This window comes from Flavobacterium sp. ASV13, assembly GCF_000745775.1.
Classification (GTDB): Bacteria; Bacteroidota; Bacteroidia; order Flavobacteriales; family Flavobacteriaceae; genus Flavobacterium.
Window position 1 is genome coordinate 647,838 of the sequence record NZ_JQJY01000003.1, and the last position, 22,603, is coordinate 670,440.

The following is a 22,603-nucleotide window of genomic DNA, read 5'->3' on the forward strand; positions in this document are numbered from 1 at the left end:
ACCGAATTTTTTAAATATAAATTACATTTAATATAATTTTTTACTCAATTTTTACAATTTGCCCTCTGTCATTTCGAGAATTGCTTCCAATAATAAAATTTGTTTTTTTGGGGAAAATCTTAAAAGTAACGTTCTTATCTTTAAGAGTTTCTATGATTTTGATACATTTTTTGAATGAAACGTACTGATTATCTAAAATAATCTCAACCTTTTTACCCTTAAAAACGTGGCACGAATTTACCATTTTTTCTTTTTTGAAATCTAAAAACTCTACTTTATTTTTCAGAATTGCAGGCAATTTTTCAGACAAAATATTATTTGAAGAATAAAAAATATACTTTTCTGGCAAAAGTTTTCGTTTTGGTTTTCCTTGAAACATTTTAGCAAAAGCATAAAACCAAATTCCGATTTGAATAAAAGCACTAAAAAACAACGACTTCTTGAAATGCTTTGTATAAAAGAAATTCATTGCTTCCTGAAAACGTTTCATATATTTTTCATCTTTTATAGTACTTTCACCTTTATAATGCAAAATTGTTGTTTCATGAAAATAGTAATTTGACTTTTGTTTGAGCAACGCACGATACGACAAATCGATATCATCAGCATACATAAAACAATTTTCGTCAAAACCTTTTAAATCCAGATAAAGTTCTCGTTTCATAAACATAAATGCACCAACAAGAATTTCAACTTTTCCGCTCTCATTTTCGTCAATATGCTGTGCATAATATTGATTGAAAATTTTCCATTTTGGAAAGATTTTATAGAAGCCTAAAACTTTCGTAAAAGCAACCCAAGGCGTTGGAATACCGCGTTTGCTTTCGGGCAGAAAATTTCCCGTTCCGTCGATTAGTTTGCACCCAATTATTCCTAAATCTTTTTTTTCTTCGGCGAAAGCCAAAATTTTAATAAAAGTATCTTCAGCCACAACGGTATCGGGATTCAAAATACATATATATTCTCCTTTTGCTGCGACAACTCCAATATTATTTCCTTTTGGAAAACCGAAATTTTCTTTGTTTTGAATGAGTTTCACAGAAGGAAATTGCTCCATCATCATCAAACAGGAATCATCTTTCGAATTATTATCAATAACAATAATTTCAGCATCAAGCGTTGCAATTGCTTCCTGAACACTTAAAACGCATTGTTCCAGAAAGTATCTTACATTATAATTAAGAATTATTATTGATAATTGCATGAAAATTTTGGGCTGATGATTTTTGGGGAAGTTAAAAATTTTCTGTTAATCCCAATCGCAAAGACCAATCGTTTTTACTTATTCCGTAATCCAAAGCTAAATTACTGTTATTTTTCTTATTCCACTTAATTCGGACTCCGGTCCCAACCGCTGGGTGCCATTTGTCAAATTGATAAGTATCCAATTTTGAAACGGATGAAATATTGGCAAAAAATACAGCGCCAAAAAAACCATTTCTAGTTATATCAGTTCGATATTCAGTTTCAAAATAAATCAATGCGTTGCTTCGGTATCTGTTTTTTGTAAAACCGCGTCCCGTTTTTCCATCACGATCCCAACCAATACTTGGTAAATCAAGATAATGAGGTTTTCCACCAAAAGTTGACCAATAAAATGCTCGCGACGCCCAAACACGATGTTTAGTTTTACTGAACGAATGGTATTTTCTTGCATCAAAATACAATGACTGCCATTTGTCACCATTTACGCCACTTGTATTTATTCTCAAATCAGCTTCTATATACATTCCCCCTTCGGGATTAACGATGTTTTTTCGGGAATCATACAAACCTTGAATCGCAAATCCAAAAGAAGTTTCATCTGAAAAATCGCCATTCATATATTTTACATAGTCTGTTTCTTCATCTATATAAGATTCCTCAGAAATATTAGTGTAATTATCATAAAGAAACCCCATTCCTAACCGATAATTACCAACAACTTTTCGCGTAATAAATTGATAGAAACGCCATTGCTTATAATCTAAAGTTGACATTTCTTCTTTTGAATTATTATCCCCCAAGCCGTAAGTAAGCTGCGGATAAATTAGGTAACGATAATCGCCAATGAAATTCCACTTATTGTCTTTTGTGTAAATATAAGATTGAATTGGAAATACATATTGATTACTGAAACTAAAATAAGGCGAAAACGAAACCTGTGACATATTTGTTGTTTCGTGATCCTCACCCAAATAAAAAGTAGTCAAAAAAGAGATTACGAGTCCGTTCGAATTATTTGCACCAATTGGAACTGGCAATAGAGAAAAAGCCAATTTTCTATCTCTGCGTTCGTTGATTGTATCGTTTTTTTTAAAGATTTTTTGAATGACGTCTAAAATATCTTGACTTTGCACAGAAATACTATCATTTTGCGAATAACAAAATGGCGAAATGAAAATTAAAAACAAGATAAATTTTATTTTTAAACTATTCATTTAAAACATTTTAAGAATGGATTCTTACAAATTTAAAACTTTATTAAGACAATAACATCTTTTCAAAAAGAATTACAGAAAGAAAATTAAGTCCGAAGAAAAAGTATCTTTGAAAGAACGAATATTGATTTCAAAACAAATTTAATTATGCTTCGATTGTTTTATCTGCATATCATATTTATCTTTTTTATCTCTAGTTTTGGCAGTAAATCCACTATAGAATCAATAAATCTTGTAAAATCAAATACTTGGTTTATTGCTGGTCCAGCCAAAGAAAATCAGGAAACGATAAACGCTATTCGCCAAAAAGAAGGGATTATAAGAGTTACTGCCAAAGAATTTCCGAGAGGAGAAATTGAATTAAATGTTACTATTATTCCATCAGAAACAAATGATGCGATTCCGAAAAATTTTGCCAATGACTCTGGTTTTGTGACTGTTATTTACAAATCGACTCAGTTGATAAAATTACAGGCACGAGAAGGAAATCCGGAAGGAACAGGTTGTTTACATGGAGGTTCACATCCTATGGCAGATTTACCAGCATCTCCTAACAAGTTTACTACTTTAAAAATTCCCTGGAAAAACTTCAAGCAAGATGGATTAGTTGATGGACGACTTTTGAATATTCATAATCTGTGTAAATTCAATTTTGTGAATTACAAACCAATTTCGGGCGCGTTATTAGAAATAAAATCTGTTATAATTCAAAATTAAAAAACATGAAAACAAGACTTTTTCTTTTACTTTTTATTTCATTTTTAAATTTCGGCTACAGCCAAAAAAAAGCTACAGCTCCAAAAATAGACATTAATGGTATTTGGGAAGATATTAATTCTGGCGTTCAAAATGCTGTTGCGATTATCTCAGACCAAAACGGAAAAATTATTTTTTCGCATTATTTAGAATGGAAAGGTCAAAAATTTGTAGAAAGCGGTACAGGAAAAAGAACAGGAAACACAATTACGTATACAGTAAATGTGACTTTACCAATTGAAGGTTGGGCAACTGCCGGAACTCATACTTTGGTTTTATCTGAAGATGGACACACACTTGAAGGAACTTTTAAAGACAACAAAGATCGAAGTGGTCCAATCGCATTTAGGCGAGTTAGATGATTTTGTTTCAAGTTTCAGGTTTCAGGTTTCAGGTTTTGCTTGTGAAACTTGAAACCTGAAACCTGAAACTATTTTTTCTATAAATGCAATTGAATTTTATATCTGTTACAAATTTTCATTACAAAAAGCATAATCGTTGAAAATAGCAGCGACCAGATAATTCCCGGAACTCCTACCCTAAAATATCCCGGAATAATATGAAAATTAAGTGCTTTACAAAAGTAATAAATAACGCCAGGCAAAATATAAATCAGCAACGGATTTGCTGCGGCTGGCATAAAAAATTCGCTCCATTTTGTTTGTTTTTTAATTTCCATAATCCAATACAGAAGATAAAACAATACTGTACAAATTGCTGCAGAAAACATGGTCCAGGAAGGTGTTCCTTTAATTTTTGAAATTCCAAAATAAGGACGAAGCAAATATCCTGTTATTAAAAACAAGAGCGTAAGGCCAATTACTGGCCAATTAATTTTTACTTCGGTTTTGCGGTCAAAAAATAATAGCGAAATTATAACTCCGCTAGTTACTAAAGTAGCATGAGTAAGATGCCCGGCAATAAAACTAAACCAAGACAACTGATGTAAAGCCGTATCTTCAGTAAGATTGATTGAATTACAAACAACACATAAAACTAAAAATGCGGTCATTGCCCATAATCGTCCACAAACCAACCAATAATAAACAACGGTAAACAAATAAGCCCATCCTATAAGCCCCAGAATTCCCCACCATTTTGGAGTCATTCCTCTTTCGCCATTGTCCTGAATATACAGAAAATACAGAATTGCCAAAACAAGCATACCGCCATATTGAAGTGTGTATTTTAACCAAATCGGGAAATCTTTTGTGTATTTATTCCAAATTGGAATTGGCATCGCATATGCTAAAAGCGCCCAAATAACTGGAGTAATTAACATTTTTGAGGCGTCATAACCATATTCTGCATTAACCATAAAAACACCAATAATAATTAAAGCCAAAGCTCTTTTGAGCGTATGAATCCATATTGTCTTAGGACTATCTCCTTTTATTAATCTTGCGTTAAATGCAAATGGAATCGACATTCCTACAATAAACAAAAAAGCAGGAAAAACCACATCAACAAATGTCATTGCATCAGCATCGGCCGGCATGTGTCTCATCCATTGCGGCACGTTCTTTATACTTGCAAGTTCATTTACAAAAATCATTACAAAAATGGTAATTCCGCGCAAAGCATCTATAGAAAAAACCCTTTTACTAGATAAATTTTCTTTTATTTTCATAAATCATTAAATTATTATTAGAAACAAATATAAAATAATACTTGACATAGAAAAATTAGAGGACCATTATAAACGTATCTGTAATAAAAAGTTTACTCTTTTTGATATAAAATACAAGGTACTTTACTTACTTTTGCAGCATGTTATCATTCTTAAAGTCAAAACCGTATTTAAAGGACCTATTAGCTGGAAATTATGTTGATATTCATTCGCATTTATTACCAGGAATCGATGATGGTGCCAAAACCATAGCAGATACAAGCAAACTTGCCAAGTCCTTTCAAGAAATGGGTGTCGTTCAATTTATTACGACACCGCATATTAGTCATTATATTTGGAATAACTCACCTGAAACTATTATTACAAAACATCAGGAAACCCAAATTTTGTTAGAAGCTGAAAATATTAAAATCCCTTTTCAGGCTGCTGCAGAATACTTCATGGATGATTGGTTTGAAACCCATTTTCAAAATGAAAAATTGTTGACACTAAAAGATAATTATGTATTGGTTGAAATGTCATATATGAATGCACCAGTTCAATTGTACAAGATTCTTTTTGATCTTCAGGTTGCAGGATATATTCCGGTTTTAGCACACCCAGAGCGCTATTTATTTTATCATAAAAATTTTAATGAATATGATAAATTAAAAAAAGCGGGCTGTTTGTTTCAGCTTAACTTGCTTGCAACAGTAGGTTATTATGGTGGTGAAATCGCTAAAATTGCGGATGAACTTCTTAAAAAAGGAATGTATGATTTTGTTGGAACGGATGTACACCACAATAATCACATTGCATCATTCAATCAGAAAGTAAAGATTGACAACAATAATATTAAAACCTTAAAAGAAATTATTGCAAATAATCAATTCTTTAAATTTTAATTTCATCTTCTCTTTTGAAAATATTACATAAAAAAACGGCTCAATTACTTGAGCCGTTTTTTTTATGAAATCCCTTTTATTATTTCGAGATTAATCTTTTGTACCAAGGCTTCTTCTCTACCCTAACACCATAGCCATATCCATAACCATAGCCTTTTGTAGAATCGGTATCATTAAGTACGATACACATATTTGGTAATTTTTTCTCTTTGTAGAAAGTATTTGCAATATTCAGCATACGTTTTTCAAGAACATTTGCACGCATTACATATACAAACGTATCAGCATTTTTGGCAATTAATAATGTATCGGTAACCAAACTTACTGGCGCAGTATCCACAATTATATAATCGTATTCTTTTTTAAGCTCTGTAAAAAGCTGATCCACTTTATTACTCATTAACAATTCAGCAGGATTTGGCGGAATCACACCTGATGGCAGAATAAAGAAATTCTTGTATCCTTCATGTTTGATGATATAATCTCTAACGTCTTTATCAGTTGATGACAAATAATTTGTCAAACCAACACTTGGGACATTAATATATTCACCAAATTTAGGATTTCTGATATCAGAACCAACCAACAAAACTCGTCGTCCAGACAAAGCGAAAGTTGCCGCAAGATTTACAGATATAAAAGTTTTACCTTCTGAAGGAAAAGTAGAAGTAACAAAAATAGTTTTTGCGATTCCTTCTGGAACTTTAGTAAGCATGAACTCTAAATTGGTTCTTACGATGCGAATTGCCTCTGCCGAACTCGTTCTGCTTTCCGATTTAATCAATTCAGCAATATCATCTGAAGTCGGTACATCTCCAATAAATGGGATTTGTGTTTTTCCTTCCAGATCCAATTTGCTTTTGATTTTTGTATCTAAAAGAGCGTTACCATAAATGACACCAAACGGAACCAATAATCCTAGCAACATTCCAGCCAAATAAATAATTTTTTTCTTCGGACTGATTGGATCTTTCTCTGCTTTTGCAGCGTCAATAACACGAGCATTAGGCTCTGTTGCGGATAATGAAATTGCAGTTTCTTCACGCTTTTGAAGTAAATATAAATATAATTCCTCTTTAACTTTTTGTTGTCTTGCAATTACTCTAAACTGACGTTCCTGAACCGGAATTTTCCCTATTTTGCTATTTAAGATTCCTTCCTGACTTTTTATATCACGATTCTGTATTTGCAAATTAGACTGCATACGTCTTAGGCTTGTTGCAACGTTTGATTTTAAAGATGATATTTGCTGGTCTAATTTAACCACAGATGGGTTTTCCTCAGTAGCTGATTTAAGAATTCTATTGCGATCTAAAACTAGTTGATTGTAAGACGAGATTAATCCACTTGCATCGGCGTTATCAGAAATCATATTAGTTGGCAGCAAATCTGAATTATTGCTCTTTTTAATGAAATCTAAAAGTGAAGAAACCACATTCAATTGAATTTCAGTTTCTACTCCTTTTTTATCATATTCAGTAGAACCTTCAATAAAAAGTTTTGCTTCAGATTCAATATCTGTAAGTTTATTTGTTTTCTTGAAGCTTTCAACATCTTGTTCAACTCCATCTAATTCTTGGGCGATTAATGCTAATCTGCTTGCAATAAACTTAGAGGTGTTCTCAGAAATATAATTTTTATCCTCAGCAGCATTTTCATTATATATCTGAATCATGTTGTCAAGGAAGTTTTCAGCTTTCTTAGCAACAGGATCAGAGATTGAGACATTAACAACACTACTGGTTTTACTGATAGGATCAACTTTCAATCTTGTCCTAAAGCTTTCAGTTAATTCATCCAATGGATTAATAACAATACGAATAGATTCAAATCTACCAGTATGATTTTTAGCATAAAATACCGTTTTTTGAATTACTAAAACCCCTATTTTGGTAGCAATTTTTTCCCCAAACTTAAATTCATTTTTTGTAGACAAAATGAACCTTTCACTCTCTTCTACTTCATTTTCAAGCGAAAAAGTATTGTCGGTTAAAAGTTTGCAATTTAAAATAACCTTTGCCTTATCAAAAAAAATCGTCTTATTAAAAAAATAAGCACTAATTGGTGTATCCTCATATATATCACGATCAACAACTTTTCCTTCAACAAAAAGCCCAACATTCAGATTCAATTTTTTAATAGTATTTTCAACTAATGTTCGAGACTTTAAAATTTCAACTTCATTATCCACATTGTTTTTCATACTTCCACCTAAACCCAAATCAGCAAAAGCAGAAAGTTCTGAAAGCATTCCTCCTTTTTTCTCGTCTTTAACTAAAATAGAGGTTGTAGCTTCATAACTTGGCGTAGTGTAACGCAAATAAACAAACGCTAAAAGTAGACCAATAACTACACTTACTAAAAACCAACGCCAATGGATTAAATATTTATCTAACTGTTCTCTTAAATTAACATCTTCGATTTCATCATCAATTATATCATTATAAAAATCTTGCTTTTGCATTTTTTATTTCAATTTTATTTAAAGATTAGGACAGAAAGCGATACTAAAATAGAAATCGCCGAAATGATTACTGAGGTATTAGGACCAACTGCTGATGAATTTATTCTTGTCTGATTTGGCTCAACATAAACCACATCATTTTGAGCTAAATAATAAAAAGGAGAATTAATAAAATCAGATTTTGTTATATCAACTCTATTATATGATTTTACACCATTTGTTTCTCTAATAACTAATATATTATCGCGTCGGCCATAAATAGTTAAATCTTTTGCCATACTCAAAGCTTCAATTAAAGTAACTCTTTCTGAAGCAATTGGATAAGTCCCCGGTAAATTAACTTCGCCTTGCAATGAAATTTTAAAATTCATTATTCGAAGGTTGATGATTGGGTTTTTAATGTAAGTACTGATTTTATCCTGAAGGAGTTTAAGCACTTCAGTACGTGTTAGTCCGCCGACATGTAACTTTCCAATAACAGGAAATTCTATATTACCGCTTTGATCAATCAAATACAATTGAACAGTTTCCTGTCCTCTGGTAATATCCAACCTATTATTACTTGTTGTGCTATACGTTCTTAAATTAAAAGGAATTGCAACTTCAGGATCATCTGCTGAAACTAAAATCATCAACAAATCATCAGGTTGCAATTTAACTTCAAATGAATTTGCATTTTGCTGTGCAGCCAAATTATCAATATTCTGATAGTACACTACATCTTTTTTGGATCCACAGGAAAAACATAAAAATAAAAGCAATAAAAAGCTACTAGCTTTCATAAAAAAAGAAAGGTTCAATTTCATCAGGTCTACAATTTACGGGGGCAAAGATAAGGATTAAAATATTTTATTTACAGAAAAAACTTAATGGTTCTAAAGTGTATTATTGAACTCAAATTTAAATCCAGAAAAGTTTATACAAAATTTGAATAATTATTTAAAAGGCATTTTCTTCACCTTTAAATACATTAATAACCGTTTTAATTATTATTTTAATATCGAGTAACAAACTCCAATTTTCAATATACCAAATATCATATTCTACTCTATTTTCCATGTCAATAAGCTCTTTTGTTTCACCTCGAAAACCGTTAACCTGAGCCCAACCTGTGATACCTGGTTTTGCATATTGACGCACTAAATAATTATTAATCAACTCACTGTACTGTTTAGTATGGTTAACCATGTGAGGTCTTGGTCCAACAACTGACATGTCTCCAAAGAAAACATTAAAAAACTGAGGTAGTTCGTCGATGCTTGTTTTTCGCATAAAAGCTCCGAATTTCGTTACACGACTATCGCCTTTTACAGCCTGCTTACTATCAGCAGCTCCATTAAGACGCATGCTTCTAAATTTCAAACAAGTAAATGATCTATTGTCCCTGCCAGATCGTTCTTGCTTGAAAAAAATTGGGCCTGGAGATTCAATTTTAATTATAAGCATTATTATAGGAAATAGCCATGGAAATATAAATACTAAAACAAACAACGAAAAACAAATATCGAATACTTTCTTCAAAATTCTATTTACAGCTGCCTCTAGAGGTTCTCGTCGAAACATTAATACTGGAGTATTTTCATAAAAAGTCATCTCGACTTTATTTGATTTTGTATATAACTGAAAATCTGGGATAAATTTTATTCGCACCATATGGTGTTCACAAATTTTTACTAATTTATTTATAACTTCAATATTATCAATGTGCAACGCCACATACATTTCATCCACTTCTTCATTAATTATAAACTCTTCTATTTGATTAAACCCTCCCAATATAGGATGGGAAATAAAAGCAAAAGGATCTACTTTTTCATCAAAAAAACCAAGAAAACGATAACCATAAGTTAAATCCTTAGCCAGAATTCTTCGCATTCGCTCGCCAGTATCATTAGCACCAATTATAATAAAACTTCTAAAATTATAACCTTTTGCTCTGATATATCTAAGAAGTTTCATTGATAAATATCTTGAAACCATAAGTAATCCAAAGAAAATCAAATAGAAATATATCAGTCGAAGTCTTGAAATATCACTATATTTTAGTACAACGACAAAAAAAGTTGTTATGACAATATGTATAACTACTTTTTTAATTGTTCTTCTTAATATAGATTCAATAGGTTCAACCCTTACAATTCTGAAGGAATCTTTATATAACAAAAGTGCGATCCATATCAAATTACCTAATAAAGAAATGGTTTCTACTTCTTTTAAAAATAGCTTATCAATATTTCCAAATCGCATTAGTGCTGACAAAACAATCGCTGTATTCAACAATACTACGTCCCATAATAAAAATATAGCTTTAAAATAACGGGAAAAACGGTATTCGGAGAGTTCTTGCAGAATTTTCATAATTAAATAATACTTTTTTTCACTTTTAAAATATCTTTAAAATGATTTGCATATTGATCAACAATAAGCTCCCAATCAAATTGATCTACAATTTTTCTTTTATTTTCACTTAACATCAATTGAAATTGATTTTCTTCATATTTAACTTTTACTAAATGATTTGCTACATTATCAGCATTTTTGAAATAAATAGCATCATCGCCTAAAATATAACGGTTGAAGTCATTGTCGTTTGCACAAATCAAACTGTTGGATGCCATGGCTTCCAATAATGATGGATTTGTTCCTCCAACAGTATGTCCATGGAAATAGATATTGGAATAATAACGTAAATTGTTCAAAACATTAATATCATAAATTCCTCCAATAAATTGAATTTGCGAAAAAGATGAAAATTTTTGTTTTAAATATTTTCCATATGATGTTTCATGATTACCGACTACTAGAAATGGACGATTAATATTGGCTTTTGCAGCGCCATCTAAAATAATTTCAATACTATTTTCAGGTTCCAAACGCGCAATAAGCATGTCATATTGATATTCTTTTAAAGCATAACGCTCTAAAATATCAGGATTATTATTTTCAAAAAGCGTTGCCCCGTATGCAATGTATGTTGATTCTGAATTGTAGGTTTCTTTAAGATAATTTTTAATACCGATAGAATCAGAAATAAGATAATCGCTGTATTTAACTCCTAATGATTCGGCATATCGAAGGAATTTTTTAACTTTTTCAGAATATTTCGTCCTCTTCCACTCCAAGCCGTCCATGTTGGTTGTTACTATAGATTTCCTTGGCATTAACCATCCCCATATCGAACTACTGGTATATCCTAATTGCAAGATGACATCGCAGTCACGTTTTCTAACGTCTAAAATGCAATTCAAATCATAGATAAACTGACCTGCCGTTCCTAATTTGTGTTCTGGATCGTAGCAATGTACAATTTGAACTCCATTCCATTGATTTTCTTGATAAGGGTGATTGTGTGAATTATATACTAAAACCTCATAGCCTCTTTTCACTAACCCAACAGCCAAATATTCTGCACATTGTTCAAAACCTCCATAGTAATTAGGAATTCCCCTAGTTCCTAAAATAGCTATTCTCATTTATAATCTACTATTTTGACTTTATTAAATAATTTATTTTTATTTTTCTCCAAATAACCTTAATAGGAATAACTAAACTTAAACCAGATACTATCCAATAAGATCCTTTTGGAAAATAAACTTTTATATTCTGTTTAAACCCTTCTGAAGAAAAAGTTTCACGCTTTACAACTTTGACATTAAAATAAAGTAATGGCAAATAATTATACAAAATATCATTGAAAATCTTATTCTTTGTCTTTAAACTAATTTGCTCACTATCATAAGAAGCTTGAATTAGTGATGGGTATTCTATACTAAATGCTTGAAACTTATTATGTCCGCCTCTTTTTTTGACAAATTGAGTTTTAAACAGAGGCTTATCATTAATCACAAATACTTTCTTAGCATATTGTGTCAAGAATAAAGAAGTATGTGGAAATAAAGAATTCATTTCAACATTCTCTTTAATATCATCAAAATCTTCTTTCCACATTCCAAATCCATTACTCCATGAAGACCAGTATGATAAATTACTCATAAAATCGTCAAATTGTGTGTAATTCATTAGTTCTCCGTAATTTAAAAACCCACTTGTAAAAAAAACACAAGGCTTGGATATTTCGATTGATTTTATGAACTCAATCATACTCAACAAAGAACCTTTCTGAAATACTTCTTGACTATTATGCAATTTTAAAAATTGTCCTCTGCCATATGTTAAAACATGATAAGAATTCAAAAATCCCTCACATTGCGTATTAAAATAATAAAAATTTTTATATGGAAACTCAGCGGATAAACATTCTAACTCACGACTTGGATTATTGTCTGATAAAATTACCTCAAAATCATTTAAAGATGTTTCTAAATATTTGTCATCACTATAAATACTTTTTAAGGTATTTCTTACATAATCTATTCTTCCGTTTGCTGGAATACAAATTGATATTACAGGACAATTTTGCATTAATTATAATTTAAGAAGCTTTTCTATCTTTTAAAATTCTAGCAGGAATACCGCCAATAATTACATTATCTGGAAATTTATCTTTAACAATTGCACCTGCAGCTACAACACAACCATTACCGATTTCTGCACCATCTAGAAATGTCGCTTTAGCCCCAATCCAACAATTTTCACCAACAATTATCCCTTTTCCAGAAACGCCTTGTAATCTAATTGGTATTGATAGATCAGAATAATTATGATTTTCAGGATGAAAACTCACATAATTACCTATTATAGTATCATCACCTATTTCAAGTCCTCCAACCCCACTTCCATAATGACCGTGAGATCCCAAACCAACATTGTTTCCAATTTTAATACCTTTTGCAATGTTTTTTAAACTTCCCGTTAAATCTATATGCGTATGAAATCCCATGGAAACATTATCACCACAAGTTAAACCTTCTTCAGACAATGCGTTAATATAGCATTCTCTACCCACCGTAAAATTTCTACCAAATCTTAATTTACTACTGCATTTTATTGTCGCAGTTGGATGAATAAAAACTCTTCTAAAAGAAAGTAATCTTATCATTCCGTAAATACAACAAAATATTTTAGACCAAAGAAAAGAAATTAAGTAAGATATAGGAATATTGTCGTCAAGAGTGAAATTTTCCTTTTTAAATTTTGAAATTAGTTTATTAATACTCTTATAAAAAAATTTTCTCAAGTTCATACCCATGCCATTAAATTCCACCATTATTAGATTCACACAAATCAAAAAACATTTTACTGTATAAATTAGATATTTTAACAGCAGAAAATGAATCAGAATGAGATTTTAAATTCTGTAAAATTTCCTCATATTGAGTTTCTTTCATTTTACTAACTTCATTAATTCTATTTATTAATGACTCTAGAGATTGGCTTTTAAACAAAAAGCCATTTTTTCCGTCCGTTATAAATTCTGCAAAGCCTTTTTCATCAGAAGCTATCACGGGTAAATTGTAATTCATTGCGTCGAATAATGGACCAGACTGAGTTACATCCTGATAAGGCAAAACTAAATAATGGTGAGACATAAATAAATCCGGAATTTCATTTTGCGGTACAAAACCAATTTTTATATCAAATAAAGATTTATTTGATATAAAGGATTTACAATTTTCCCAATCAGGACCATCACCTGCGATAGTTAAGAGCAACTTTTTTTCAGACACCTGGACCACTTTTTCTAAAGCTTTAATAACTAAATCTAATCTTTTATAAGAATGAATTCCACCAAAAAATAATAATCTTAAATATTCATTAGTAGAAGGTCTAATTACCTTTGATGTACCTGAATTTTTCTTAGCTAATGGTATAAAAAAAGATTCTTTAGCGTAATGTTCTTTTAAAATAATATGTTGTTGACTTGAAAAAGTGTGAAAATAAGAAAAAGAATTAATTAATAGATTCTGAAAAATATGTTGCCTTTTTTTATAATGATTACTGTGAGGTTTTACATCATGAAGTGCTAAAATTTTCTTTTTTTTGCTTATAAATTGAATTATTCCATACATAAATAAAGCCATATAGAATTCAAAGTAATATAAATCAAATTTTACTTTATATAGTTTATACCCGAAGCTTAAAAATTTTTTAAGATTTTTAAACGTTAAACTTCGTTCACCTATCAAAAATAATTCTATTTTAAAATTATTATTGTGAGCATATAGCTTTAGTTCTTCAAGATTATATCGATTAAAATTAGAAATAAACAAAAACCAAGTTAAATCAAATTCTTTTCCTAAATATGGAAGAAGCGGTAAATCAACATCTGCAAAATAATCGACTGATATATATGCAATTTTTTTTTTCGGAAAACTCATTTTCTGTTGTTTCTCATTTTAACACTTTCAAATAGCGAATAAACTAAATATTTTTTTGAAATATTATATTTACCAGATAGTACCCACCATTTAAAAAAATGTAAATAGGAATTAGACAAATCTTCCGCAATTGTAATTAAGTATTTTTTTAGAAAAAATTTATCACAATAATTAACTAACAGCTCTTTATATAGAATATCCAAACTATCACTAGGAACGAGCTCTTGCAAAAATCCTAAAGACCATTTTTTTTCATTAACTATAGCATTCATTTTTATTTCAATATTTCCTGTATTTGTAATGCTAAAACTATTAACTCTGTATTTGAAAATTGGCTTAGAAGTATTCACAATTCCATTTTCCTTTGCGGAAATATATGCAGTAATATCATCTGAAGCCCAGGCCAAAGGCAATTTATAAAACCCTCCTTTATTTATTAAAGTATCTCTTTTATAAAGAAAATCACCTATAAACTGAATTCTATTTTTAACCCATCTATGCCACATCAAAGAATAAACAGACTCATACTCTGGGCGCGCTTCTTGAATATCTATTAAATTACTTTCTTCATTAATCAAGATTGTTTTTGCATGAAAGATATCAATTTGTGGATACTTTATAATTAAAGAACCATATACTTCCAAGCAATCCTGAAATAATTCATCATCATCTCCCATACAAATTACAAAATCACCAGATGAATATGACAAGCATTTATTCCAATTATCAACAACATTAACAGCACCTACATTCGTTACATTTTCAAAGTATTTGATTCTTTCATCACTATATTCTCCAACAATATTTTTAATATTTTCAGGAGAGGCGTCATTAAGAATTATAACTTCGAAATTAGAATGCGATTGATTTAAAATGCTGTCTATACATTTTTTTAGAAATTTCGCTTTATAGGCCGGTATTAAAACAGAAAATTTTATTGACATACAACTTTTCTTTTTTGCAAACTATGCTGATAAGAATCATACTCCAACAAGTACAATGAAATTGATAATAAAATAGGCTCCCATAAAACAGGTGTTGAAGCAATATTTGCCAAAACTAAATATATAATATATAATTTGGGATAAACAAGTCTAGTATCCGTTTTTTGCTTGACTCCTTTATACAAAACAATAATATAAATTGCTAAACTTATTATTCCGAACCTTATAAAAATATGTGCATAACCAACATCTGAATCCCAGAAAAGATATTCCTTAGCAAGTTTAGTATCCTTTTTACCAAAATCTGATTCTCCATGACTGACACCATTTCCAAATAAAAATGTAAAAAAATTCTCAGTGTAATTAAAAAAGAAATGTTTATACTCTTGAATACGTATATCCTCTTCTCCTCTCTTTTGATCCTTAGCTTGTTCTTCGGAAATATTAATTATTTTAGATACTATTGAATCATCTGCAAATTGTACAGTTCCAGCCATCACATAAAAAAAAACGGAACCAAATAATACATACCATTTCCATTTTGTTTTATACGAGAGATAAAAAATCCCAATTACAAATGAAAAAACAATAACCTGGCGAGTTACGTGAAGTATAATTACTACGTACAAAAAAGAAAAAAAAAGAAACCATACTTTTTTTTTACTAATTATATACTTATTGATAGACATAAAAAATGCTAAAACTACTATTGTACTGCCAGCCATTCTTAATCTAAATATCCCTCTTGAATCATCAATTACCTCATCTAAATCCTGACCAAAAACAACTTGAGGTACTTTGTATAAACCATACAACCATAATACAATATAAGTTATACAAAGTATTAAAATTAATCTCTCTATTTGCTTCACATTAGGTTTAATTGTAAGCAAATAAAATAAATAAATAATAGCCATATATTTTGCTGTTACTTTATAGCTTAACAAAAAACTTTGTCCATGGAAAATACTCGAATTAACCATTGATAATAACATAATACCAAAAATAGGCAACAAAAATTTAGCGTATTTTTTAGATTGTGATTTATATAATCCATGAAAAGAAAGCAAAATTGTTACAGGTAGAGCAACAAAGTACATTGCTTTTTCAATACTAGGATCGATACCAACGTATGAATAAAAAAAATACGACGATATTGGAAAGAATATCATCCAAAATTGAGAAAAAGTACTAAGTGAACTTTTTATATTACTTTGCATTAAATTGTTTTACTATTTTTTTTGACATTTATAGTTTAACTTAATTATACTACTATAATAATCAAGAATTTGTTTTCTTAAAAATGATTTTTAATATAGTTTAAAAGATTTGAACCAACTGATTTTTGATTATCTTTTGAATAAAAAAGATCGGTTACTTTTTTTCTTTGGTCTTCGTATATATCAACGTCTGTTATTTGTTGTAATATCATATAAAGTTCTTTGAAAGTTTTTACTTTAGGACCAGGTGTTACTTTATCATATTCAAAATACATTTCTCGATCATTAACTAAATAATTATCGTAATCGAAATAATAAAAAACAATAGGTCTTTTTAAAAGTAAATAATCTATATAACAACTTGAATAATCGGTTATTAACAAATCCGAATATTTTAATAATAATTGAGAATCATAATCAGTTTTAGTAATATCAATAATGTTACTATAATTATCTAAGTTTTCATTCTCATTACGATGATAATAATGTTTCTTAATTAGGAAAAGAAAGTTTTTTTCAATGCAATATTTATTTAATTCTTCAAAATCAAGAATTGTTGTCATATCCATTTTATTTTTGCCTTCATTTCTGTGTGTAGGCATATATAGAATAACTTTTTTATCCTTCTCTCTAAATGGAAATTCTTGTATTTCTAAATTATCATTAAAGAAAACATCGTTTCTAGGCTGGCCAAATTGTAAAATTTCTGATCTCTTTTTACGATAAGCACTTAAATAAATATCAGTTAATGTGTCACTTGTTGAAACTACATATTCTTTTCGATTTGGAAAAGAATAAATACTCTCAATTAAGGAAGATTTAATATGATTCGCTTTGCTATTTGTCTTATTCGTAACATTATCATCATACATCATTTTTTTTAATGGTACACCATGACATAAATTAATGTTAATTGCATTTCCCATCAGTAAGGAAAACACATCAAATCTTGATACACATGTATAGTATACTCCAGCTCTCAATTGATAATAAATTCCTTTTAGGCTATTGTAATAATACGCAATATACCCTTCAGATCTTAGCTTCCGTTCTATTTTTTTATCTTTTGTAATCCATACAGCTTTTATATCATCATGTTTTAGAGCTTCTAAATACAAATACATCGAATTATCTGCAAATTTATTACCCTGCCATGCACCAAAAACAAATATCTTTTTGCTTCTAATACTTAACATAGATAAGTAAAGAACCAAAATCTTTATTAAATTAGTAATGATTTTTATGGGATAAACAAATATGATCTTTACCGATCTTTCAATCATTTTTAAAAAATTATGTATTATTTTTTTGTTTTCATAATTAGCCCGATTCAAGGTAATTTAAAATAAAAACTTTTTAATTAATTAGTTATTTTCTTATAAACTCCAAAACCTCTCGATAGCAAAACTAGCAATTCTGTTATTAATACTAAAGTGGCAACTGCGATAACAGTAACATTACCAGTAAAAAATAGTAACAGTAATACACAAATATGAAAGAACGAAGAAAAAATAACAGTTTTATTTGCATATTGAACGTGGCCAAATGCTCCAAGTAATGGATATCCTAATAAAATAGAAGGAACAGTTATTAAGCATGCTCCTAAAAGTATTTTAAAAATTGTAATGCTTTCCGCTGCTACATCTTTGTATACAAAATGCATAATGAAATCAGCATAATAAATACATATCGGCAAACTAATAAAATTAATAAATACTACAACAGTAAATATTTTTCTATACATATTTAAGTTTTTAGTTTTGACCATGTATGGATATAACGCATTTGTAAGCGAGCCGTACATACTCTGCATCGCTGTATACAATTTCTCTGCTGCACTGTAATAACCAACTGCTAGATTTCCTGCTACTAACCCCAATATGAAACTATTACTTACAGTGTATAACGAAACTGAAATTCTTGACATAAAAAATTCCGAACTATCTTTCAAACAATTTTTGACTGATGATACTGAAGTTTTTGAGAAATCAAAACTTACATTAAAGTGCTTTTTAGCAACATATAGCGCTATTGCTCCAGATGCAATAGATCCTAAGCCATAAAATAAAGGAACTAACAAATAATCGCTATCTGATTTTACAAAGAAAAAGATAGGAATTATGGCAAGAGTACGTGTTGTAATATTAATTTTAGTAATATATTTCATTTGCTCCATCCCTTGAAAAAACCAAGTAGGCATTAATACTGTTCCAAATACAGTGGCATAAGAAAGTAAATAAAGCCATAGATTTTCATAAAACTTATCAAAACTAAAAATAATGATAAGCAATAAAAGCAAACCAATGAAAAATAAGAAAAGTTGTGCAATTACAACATTTGCAAAAAAAGTATCACGTAAATCCTTATTATCTCTATTAGATGACACATATTGCACTCCGTATAAATTAAACCCGAAATCCGTAAGAATAATAAAATATTGGGCGAATGCAGTTGCAAAACTAATCAAACCAAAAGTATCTACCCCTAAAGTACGAAATAGATAGGGCACCGTCAAAAGGGGGAAAAGATAATTAGCCCCCTGTAATATCACTAATGAAAAAAAATTGGTAACTAACGAAGAGTTTAAATTTATTCTTTTAAAAAACATTTACTTTTTATTATTAAAACATGGAATATCCTCCATCTATAGTCAATACTTCGCCATTGACATATTTATTATTTATTAAAAATAAATATGCATCAGTTAATTCAGATGGTTCACAAAATCTCCCTAATGCGATTTTTTTATTGATATTTTCTTTTTGTTCATGAGGTTTTAATTGTTGCCATTCTGTATTGACAAATCCGGGAGCAACAGCATTTATTCTAACTTTTTGCGATGCAAATACTTTTACTAAGTTTTTAACTAATGCATGTACAGCTGCTTTTGTTACACCGTAAGATAATGATACAGAATGAGGATGGATTCCCATTAATGAACCAGTAAAAACAACTGTAGCCCCATTGTTAAGTCTTGGTGATGTTTTTTGCAACAAAAACATTGGGAAGTTTACATTGACATCAAATACTCGTTGCCAATTTTCAAAATTGATTTCTCCAAAAACGGTTCTATCTGTTGCACCCGCATTGAATAAAAGTGCATCTAAATAAATATTATTTTTAACTAAATAATCATCAATTAAATCTAATTCATTTAAATCTCCACAATCAACTTTTAATAATATAATTCTTGATTTAGGATATGAAGAAACAAAATACTCTTGAATTCTAGAAGCTGCATCATCATCTGAAAAATAAGTTAATATAATATTCCAATTTTCATTCAACAAACGTTCCGCAATAGCACTACCTATACCTTTTGTTCCCCCAGTAATTAATGCAGTTTTCATTTTTATTTTATTGACGGATTAGCATGTTTGTCACTAACATCCTTTAATTCCTTGTATTTATGAAAAATATCTTCTTTTAATTTAGAAGAAGAAACACCGTCACCGTAAGGAAAATAAAACACCTCAATATCTAATTCTCTTAAATAATCATATTTACCAACCCAGTCATCTCCTACTACAAAAGCATCAATATTAAGATTAACAACTAGCTGTGTATGATCTAAAGATCGTTGTGGTATTACAATATCTGGATATTTTAATGCTTCAATAATTGCTAACCGTTCTTCAAATGGAATAATTGGTGCTTTTTTATATGAACAAACTAATTCATCAGTACTCACACCAACAATTAAAGTTTCACCTAATCCTCTCGCATACTTAATCATTTTTAAATGATTAGAATGAAACATATCGAATGTCCCAGATGTATAAATAATTTTTTTTTGCATATCAAGAAAGTTGTTTTTTACGAAGACAGTAAATCCTCATAATATAGTTTTATATACTTCTTTTTAAGATCAAAAATGATCCTTATTTAAAGTCTAAAAATATAAGTAGTGAAATGTATTATAAATTTTTGTTAGAAAATTAATTATCAAGAGCAACCTAATTAATCACCGAAGAGACAAGTTAATTCTGGTATAATTATAAATATTTTTATTATCTATAATTTCAAAATAAAGATGGTATAAATAAAATAATGATACTTTTTATCAATTTAATTTATTCCTCAACGTATCAGTTTGCTCCTAAAATCTTAAAAGCATATTCAGGTTCATCTGTTATGATACTATCAAATTTATAATCTGAAAATAGTTTTATATTTTCCTTATAATTTACTACCCAAACGTTTAATGAAATATTTAGATTTTTTGCATTTTCTATCCAATCTAAGTTTCTTTTAATTATGTCATAACTATAGCATAGCCCTGATATTTTATTAGCCATTAGTTGCTCGGGAGACAATTCACCATTTAAATACAGAGTATTAACTTTACTATTCAATGCTCTAATTTGATTTATCATAGGATAATCAAATGACATATATACCATAAATTGTTCTGCTTTGAGGCTTTTAACTAACGCAAGTACTTTATAGGCAAAAGTCTTTTTTCTTTCACTACTTAAACCAAAATTTTTAAACTCACAGAACAATTTAGTTGTTGTATTATTTTCTTTTCCGGCGAGTATATACTCCCTTAAAGTTGGCAGGTTTTCTCCATTAGAAAGCTTTAAAGTAATTAAATCCAGATATTTAGATTTTTGAATCGCTAAGTTATTATACTTCTCATCATGGCACACAACTAAAGAATCATCTGCCGTTAAAACAATATCAAATTCAGACCCCTTACACTCTAATCTAACAGCCTCCCTTAGAGATGCTATAGAATTTTGTGGTAGATTTTTAGTTTTCCACGCCCCTCTATGTGCAACAACAATATTTTTAGAAACAATTTCTGGAGTAATATCTGAATCTACTGGATTATCTGTATTATCCGTATTTCCAGGCTTAGCTATAGTATCAGGACTAGTTGAATTAACAGGTTTAGAAGTAAAATTATTAAAATCTTCTTGTGCTGAACAACCAACAAAAAAAACAAAGCCAAATATTGCAAAAAAAAGTAATTTTCTCTTCATATACTAATAAGTTTTAAAACCAAGTCATTAACTAGTTGCAATGATAATTTTAAAATCCAAATTGCCCAAAAAAAAACAGAGTTTTTTCAAAGTATTTTCAAAAAAAAAATACAATATTACAAAGCCACTACTCTTTATTGATGTATTATTCCTACTGAAAATGTTAAACTACTCCAAGAGCTTCCTTTTCAGCAACAACCTTTCTTAATCCGCTACTCGAAAAACGATGATCTCTTTTGTTAAAATATAGCTCTATTCCTTTCTCTTCGCAATAAGCTCTACCTGTAAAATTTTTATCTTTATATTCATCACCCAAAATACGCACATCAATCTTGAATGAACGCAAAATATCTTCTAAATCTTGCTCTGTCGCATAAGGGACAATTTCATCCACGAATTTACATCCTTTTAATTGAATATAACGTTCAACTACGGTCTGTGTAGGTTTATTTTTTTCGGGACGATCAAGAGTGGGATCTGTTTGCAAAGCACATATTAAATAATCACATTGACGTTTTGCTTCTTCTAACATTTTAATATGTCCTGCATGTAATAAATCAAATGCACTAAATGTAATTCCTATTTTCATAACCGTTTCTTTACTTATTTTTTACAATTAATTAATATTTACTTTCAACACACGGCTTCGCCCTTCCAACTCCCAAATTTTGAAAGCAGAAAATTCACATTGACGGCAAATATATTGACAAATTTTAAGTTTTTTTTATCAAATAATACTTTAACAAACATGCCAAAGTAGCTGACCTTAAACACAAAGCGTTAAATACCAACAACATAAACAATAAACACGTAAGAATAACCCTCTAATATTTTTGCAAAAGTACACTTCTAAAATGAATACTGAAAGCAGGAAAGAAAGAATTGTCTTAATTTAATATCAACCAACCTTTAGGGTATGGTTACTGATAACCGTTTAATTTTTAAAAAATTGCATCAAATATGAAATTATTACATAAATTTTTCCTGATTTTTTAACTGATTAAAAATTACTTTTGTCT

The 22,603-nt window shown here is 29.5% G+C and carries 21 protein-coding genes; 3 read left to right on the forward strand and 18 right to left on the reverse strand.

The annotated features are described in order from the left end of the window. Positions 1-40: 40 nt before the first annotated feature. Positions 41-1,204, reverse strand: a complete 1,164-nt coding sequence (locus tag GQ47_RS10070; RefSeq protein ID WP_035647855.1) for a glycosyltransferase family 2 protein — start codon at positions 1,202-1,204, stop codon at positions 41-43. Between the two features lie 31 nt (positions 1,205-1,235). Beyond that, positions 1,236-2,420, reverse strand: coding sequence for a BamA/TamA family outer membrane protein (locus GQ47_RS10075; RefSeq protein WP_238567966.1), 1,185 nt, complete (start codon positions 2,418-2,420; stop codon positions 1,236-1,238). Positions 2,421-2,567: 147 nt separating this feature from the next. Here GQ47_RS10075 and GQ47_RS10080 point away from each other — a divergent pair, with 147 nt between their 5' ends. After that, positions 2,568-3,137 (forward strand): hypothetical protein, encoded by a 570-nt coding sequence (locus GQ47_RS10080; protein WP_035647857.1) that lies wholly within the window; start codon positions 2,568-2,570, stop codon positions 3,135-3,137. A gap of 5 nt (positions 3,138-3,142) precedes the next feature. Further along, positions 3,143-3,538 (forward strand): copper resistance CopC family protein, encoded by a 396-nt coding sequence (locus GQ47_RS10085; RefSeq protein ID WP_035647860.1) that lies wholly within the window; start codon positions 3,143-3,145, stop codon positions 3,536-3,538. Between the two features lie 77 nt (positions 3,539-3,615). Here the strand turns inward: GQ47_RS10085 and GQ47_RS10090 are convergent, their stop codons facing one another. Further along, a complete protein-coding gene (locus GQ47_RS10090; RefSeq protein ID WP_035647864.1) occupies positions 3,616-4,806 on the reverse strand; it encodes a DUF5009 domain-containing protein in 1,191 nt (396 codons plus the stop codon). Positions 4,807-4,946: 140 nt separating this feature from the next. On the opposite strand from GQ47_RS10090, the gene GQ47_RS10095 reads away from it, so the two are divergent. After that, positions 4,947-5,690 carry a tyrosine-protein phosphatase gene (locus GQ47_RS10095; protein WP_035647868.1) on the forward strand — a complete coding sequence of 248 codons (744 nt, stop codon included), beginning with the start codon at positions 4,947-4,949 and terminating at the stop codon, positions 5,688-5,690. Positions 5,691-5,769: 79 nt separating this feature from the next. Here GQ47_RS10095 and GQ47_RS10100 read toward each other — a convergent pair whose 3' ends face one another. From GQ47_RS10100 to GQ47_RS10170, 15 genes are all read right to left on the reverse strand, one after another. Beyond that, a complete protein-coding gene (locus tag GQ47_RS10100; protein WP_035647871.1) occupies positions 5,770-8,154 on the reverse strand; it encodes a GumC family protein in 2,385 nt (794 codons plus the stop codon). A 14-nt stretch (positions 8,155-8,168) separates the two neighbouring features. Continuing rightward, positions 8,169-8,936, reverse strand: coding sequence for a polysaccharide biosynthesis/export family protein (locus GQ47_RS10105; RefSeq protein WP_238567968.1), 768 nt, complete (start codon positions 8,934-8,936; stop codon positions 8,169-8,171). A gap of 157 nt (positions 8,937-9,093) precedes the next feature. Beyond that, on the reverse strand, positions 9,094-10,512 hold the full coding sequence (locus GQ47_RS10110; protein ID WP_035647877.1) for an undecaprenyl-phosphate glucose phosphotransferase: 1,419 nt from the start codon (positions 10,510-10,512) through the stop codon (positions 9,094-9,096). A gap of 2 nt (positions 10,513-10,514) precedes the next feature. Next, complete coding sequence (locus tag GQ47_RS10115; protein WP_035647879.1) at positions 10,515-11,627, reverse strand: DUF1972 domain-containing protein; 1,113 nt, start codon at positions 11,625-11,627, stop codon at positions 10,515-10,517. A 10-nt stretch (positions 11,628-11,637) separates the two neighbouring features. Next, positions 11,638-12,576 (reverse strand): glycosyltransferase family 2 protein, encoded by a 939-nt coding sequence (locus GQ47_RS10120; protein ID WP_035647881.1) that lies wholly within the window; start codon positions 12,574-12,576, stop codon positions 11,638-11,640. A 10-nt stretch (positions 12,577-12,586) separates the two neighbouring features. Continuing rightward, positions 12,587-13,321, reverse strand: coding sequence for an acyltransferase (locus GQ47_RS10125; protein WP_202965015.1), 735 nt, complete (start codon positions 13,319-13,321; stop codon positions 12,587-12,589). Then, entirely contained in the window at positions 13,308-14,432 is a 1,125-nt protein-coding gene (locus tag GQ47_RS10130) for a glycosyltransferase family 4 protein (RefSeq protein ID WP_035647883.1), read from the reverse strand. Before GQ47_RS10130 ends, GQ47_RS10125 begins: the two co-directional genes overlap by 14 nt. After that, a complete protein-coding gene (locus GQ47_RS10135) occupies positions 14,429-15,376 on the reverse strand; it encodes a glycosyltransferase family 2 protein (protein WP_202965016.1) in 948 nt (315 codons plus the stop codon). Before GQ47_RS10135 ends, GQ47_RS10130 begins: the two co-directional genes overlap by 4 nt. Next, positions 15,367-16,596: a hypothetical protein gene (locus GQ47_RS10140; RefSeq protein ID WP_152561018.1), complete on the reverse strand. Its 1,230-nt coding sequence runs from the start codon at positions 16,594-16,596 to the stop codon at positions 15,367-15,369. Before GQ47_RS10140 ends, GQ47_RS10135 begins: the two co-directional genes overlap by 10 nt. A 77-nt stretch (positions 16,597-16,673) precedes the next feature. Then, a complete protein-coding gene (locus GQ47_RS10145; RefSeq protein WP_051951467.1) occupies positions 16,674-17,879 on the reverse strand; it encodes a CDP-glycerol glycerophosphotransferase family protein in 1,206 nt (401 codons plus the stop codon). A 77-nt stretch (positions 17,880-17,956) separates the two neighbouring features. Next, the gene (locus GQ47_RS10150; RefSeq protein WP_035647887.1) at positions 17,957-19,204 is read right to left on the reverse strand and encodes an oligosaccharide flippase family protein; all 1,248 of its coding nucleotides are present in this window, start codon (positions 19,202-19,204) and stop codon (positions 17,957-17,959) included. A gap of 13 nt (positions 19,205-19,217) precedes the next feature. Then, positions 19,218-19,946: an SDR family NAD(P)-dependent oxidoreductase gene (locus tag GQ47_RS10155; protein WP_035647889.1), complete on the reverse strand. Its 729-nt coding sequence runs from the start codon at positions 19,944-19,946 to the stop codon at positions 19,218-19,220. A gap of 2 nt (positions 19,947-19,948) precedes the next feature. Continuing rightward, positions 19,949-20,395 carry an FAD synthase family protein gene (locus GQ47_RS10160; RefSeq protein ID WP_035647891.1) on the reverse strand — a complete coding sequence of 149 codons (447 nt, stop codon included), beginning with the start codon at positions 20,393-20,395 and terminating at the stop codon, positions 19,949-19,951. A 289-nt stretch (positions 20,396-20,684) separates the two neighbouring features. After that, positions 20,685-21,584, reverse strand: coding sequence for a glycerophosphodiester phosphodiesterase (locus tag GQ47_RS10165; RefSeq protein WP_051951469.1), 900 nt, complete (start codon positions 21,582-21,584; stop codon positions 20,685-20,687). A gap of 163 nt (positions 21,585-21,747) precedes the next feature. Next, complete coding sequence (locus GQ47_RS10170; protein WP_035647892.1) at positions 21,748-22,173, reverse strand: adenylyltransferase/cytidyltransferase family protein; 426 nt, start codon at positions 22,171-22,173, stop codon at positions 21,748-21,750. Positions 22,174-22,603 lie beyond the last annotated feature (430 nt).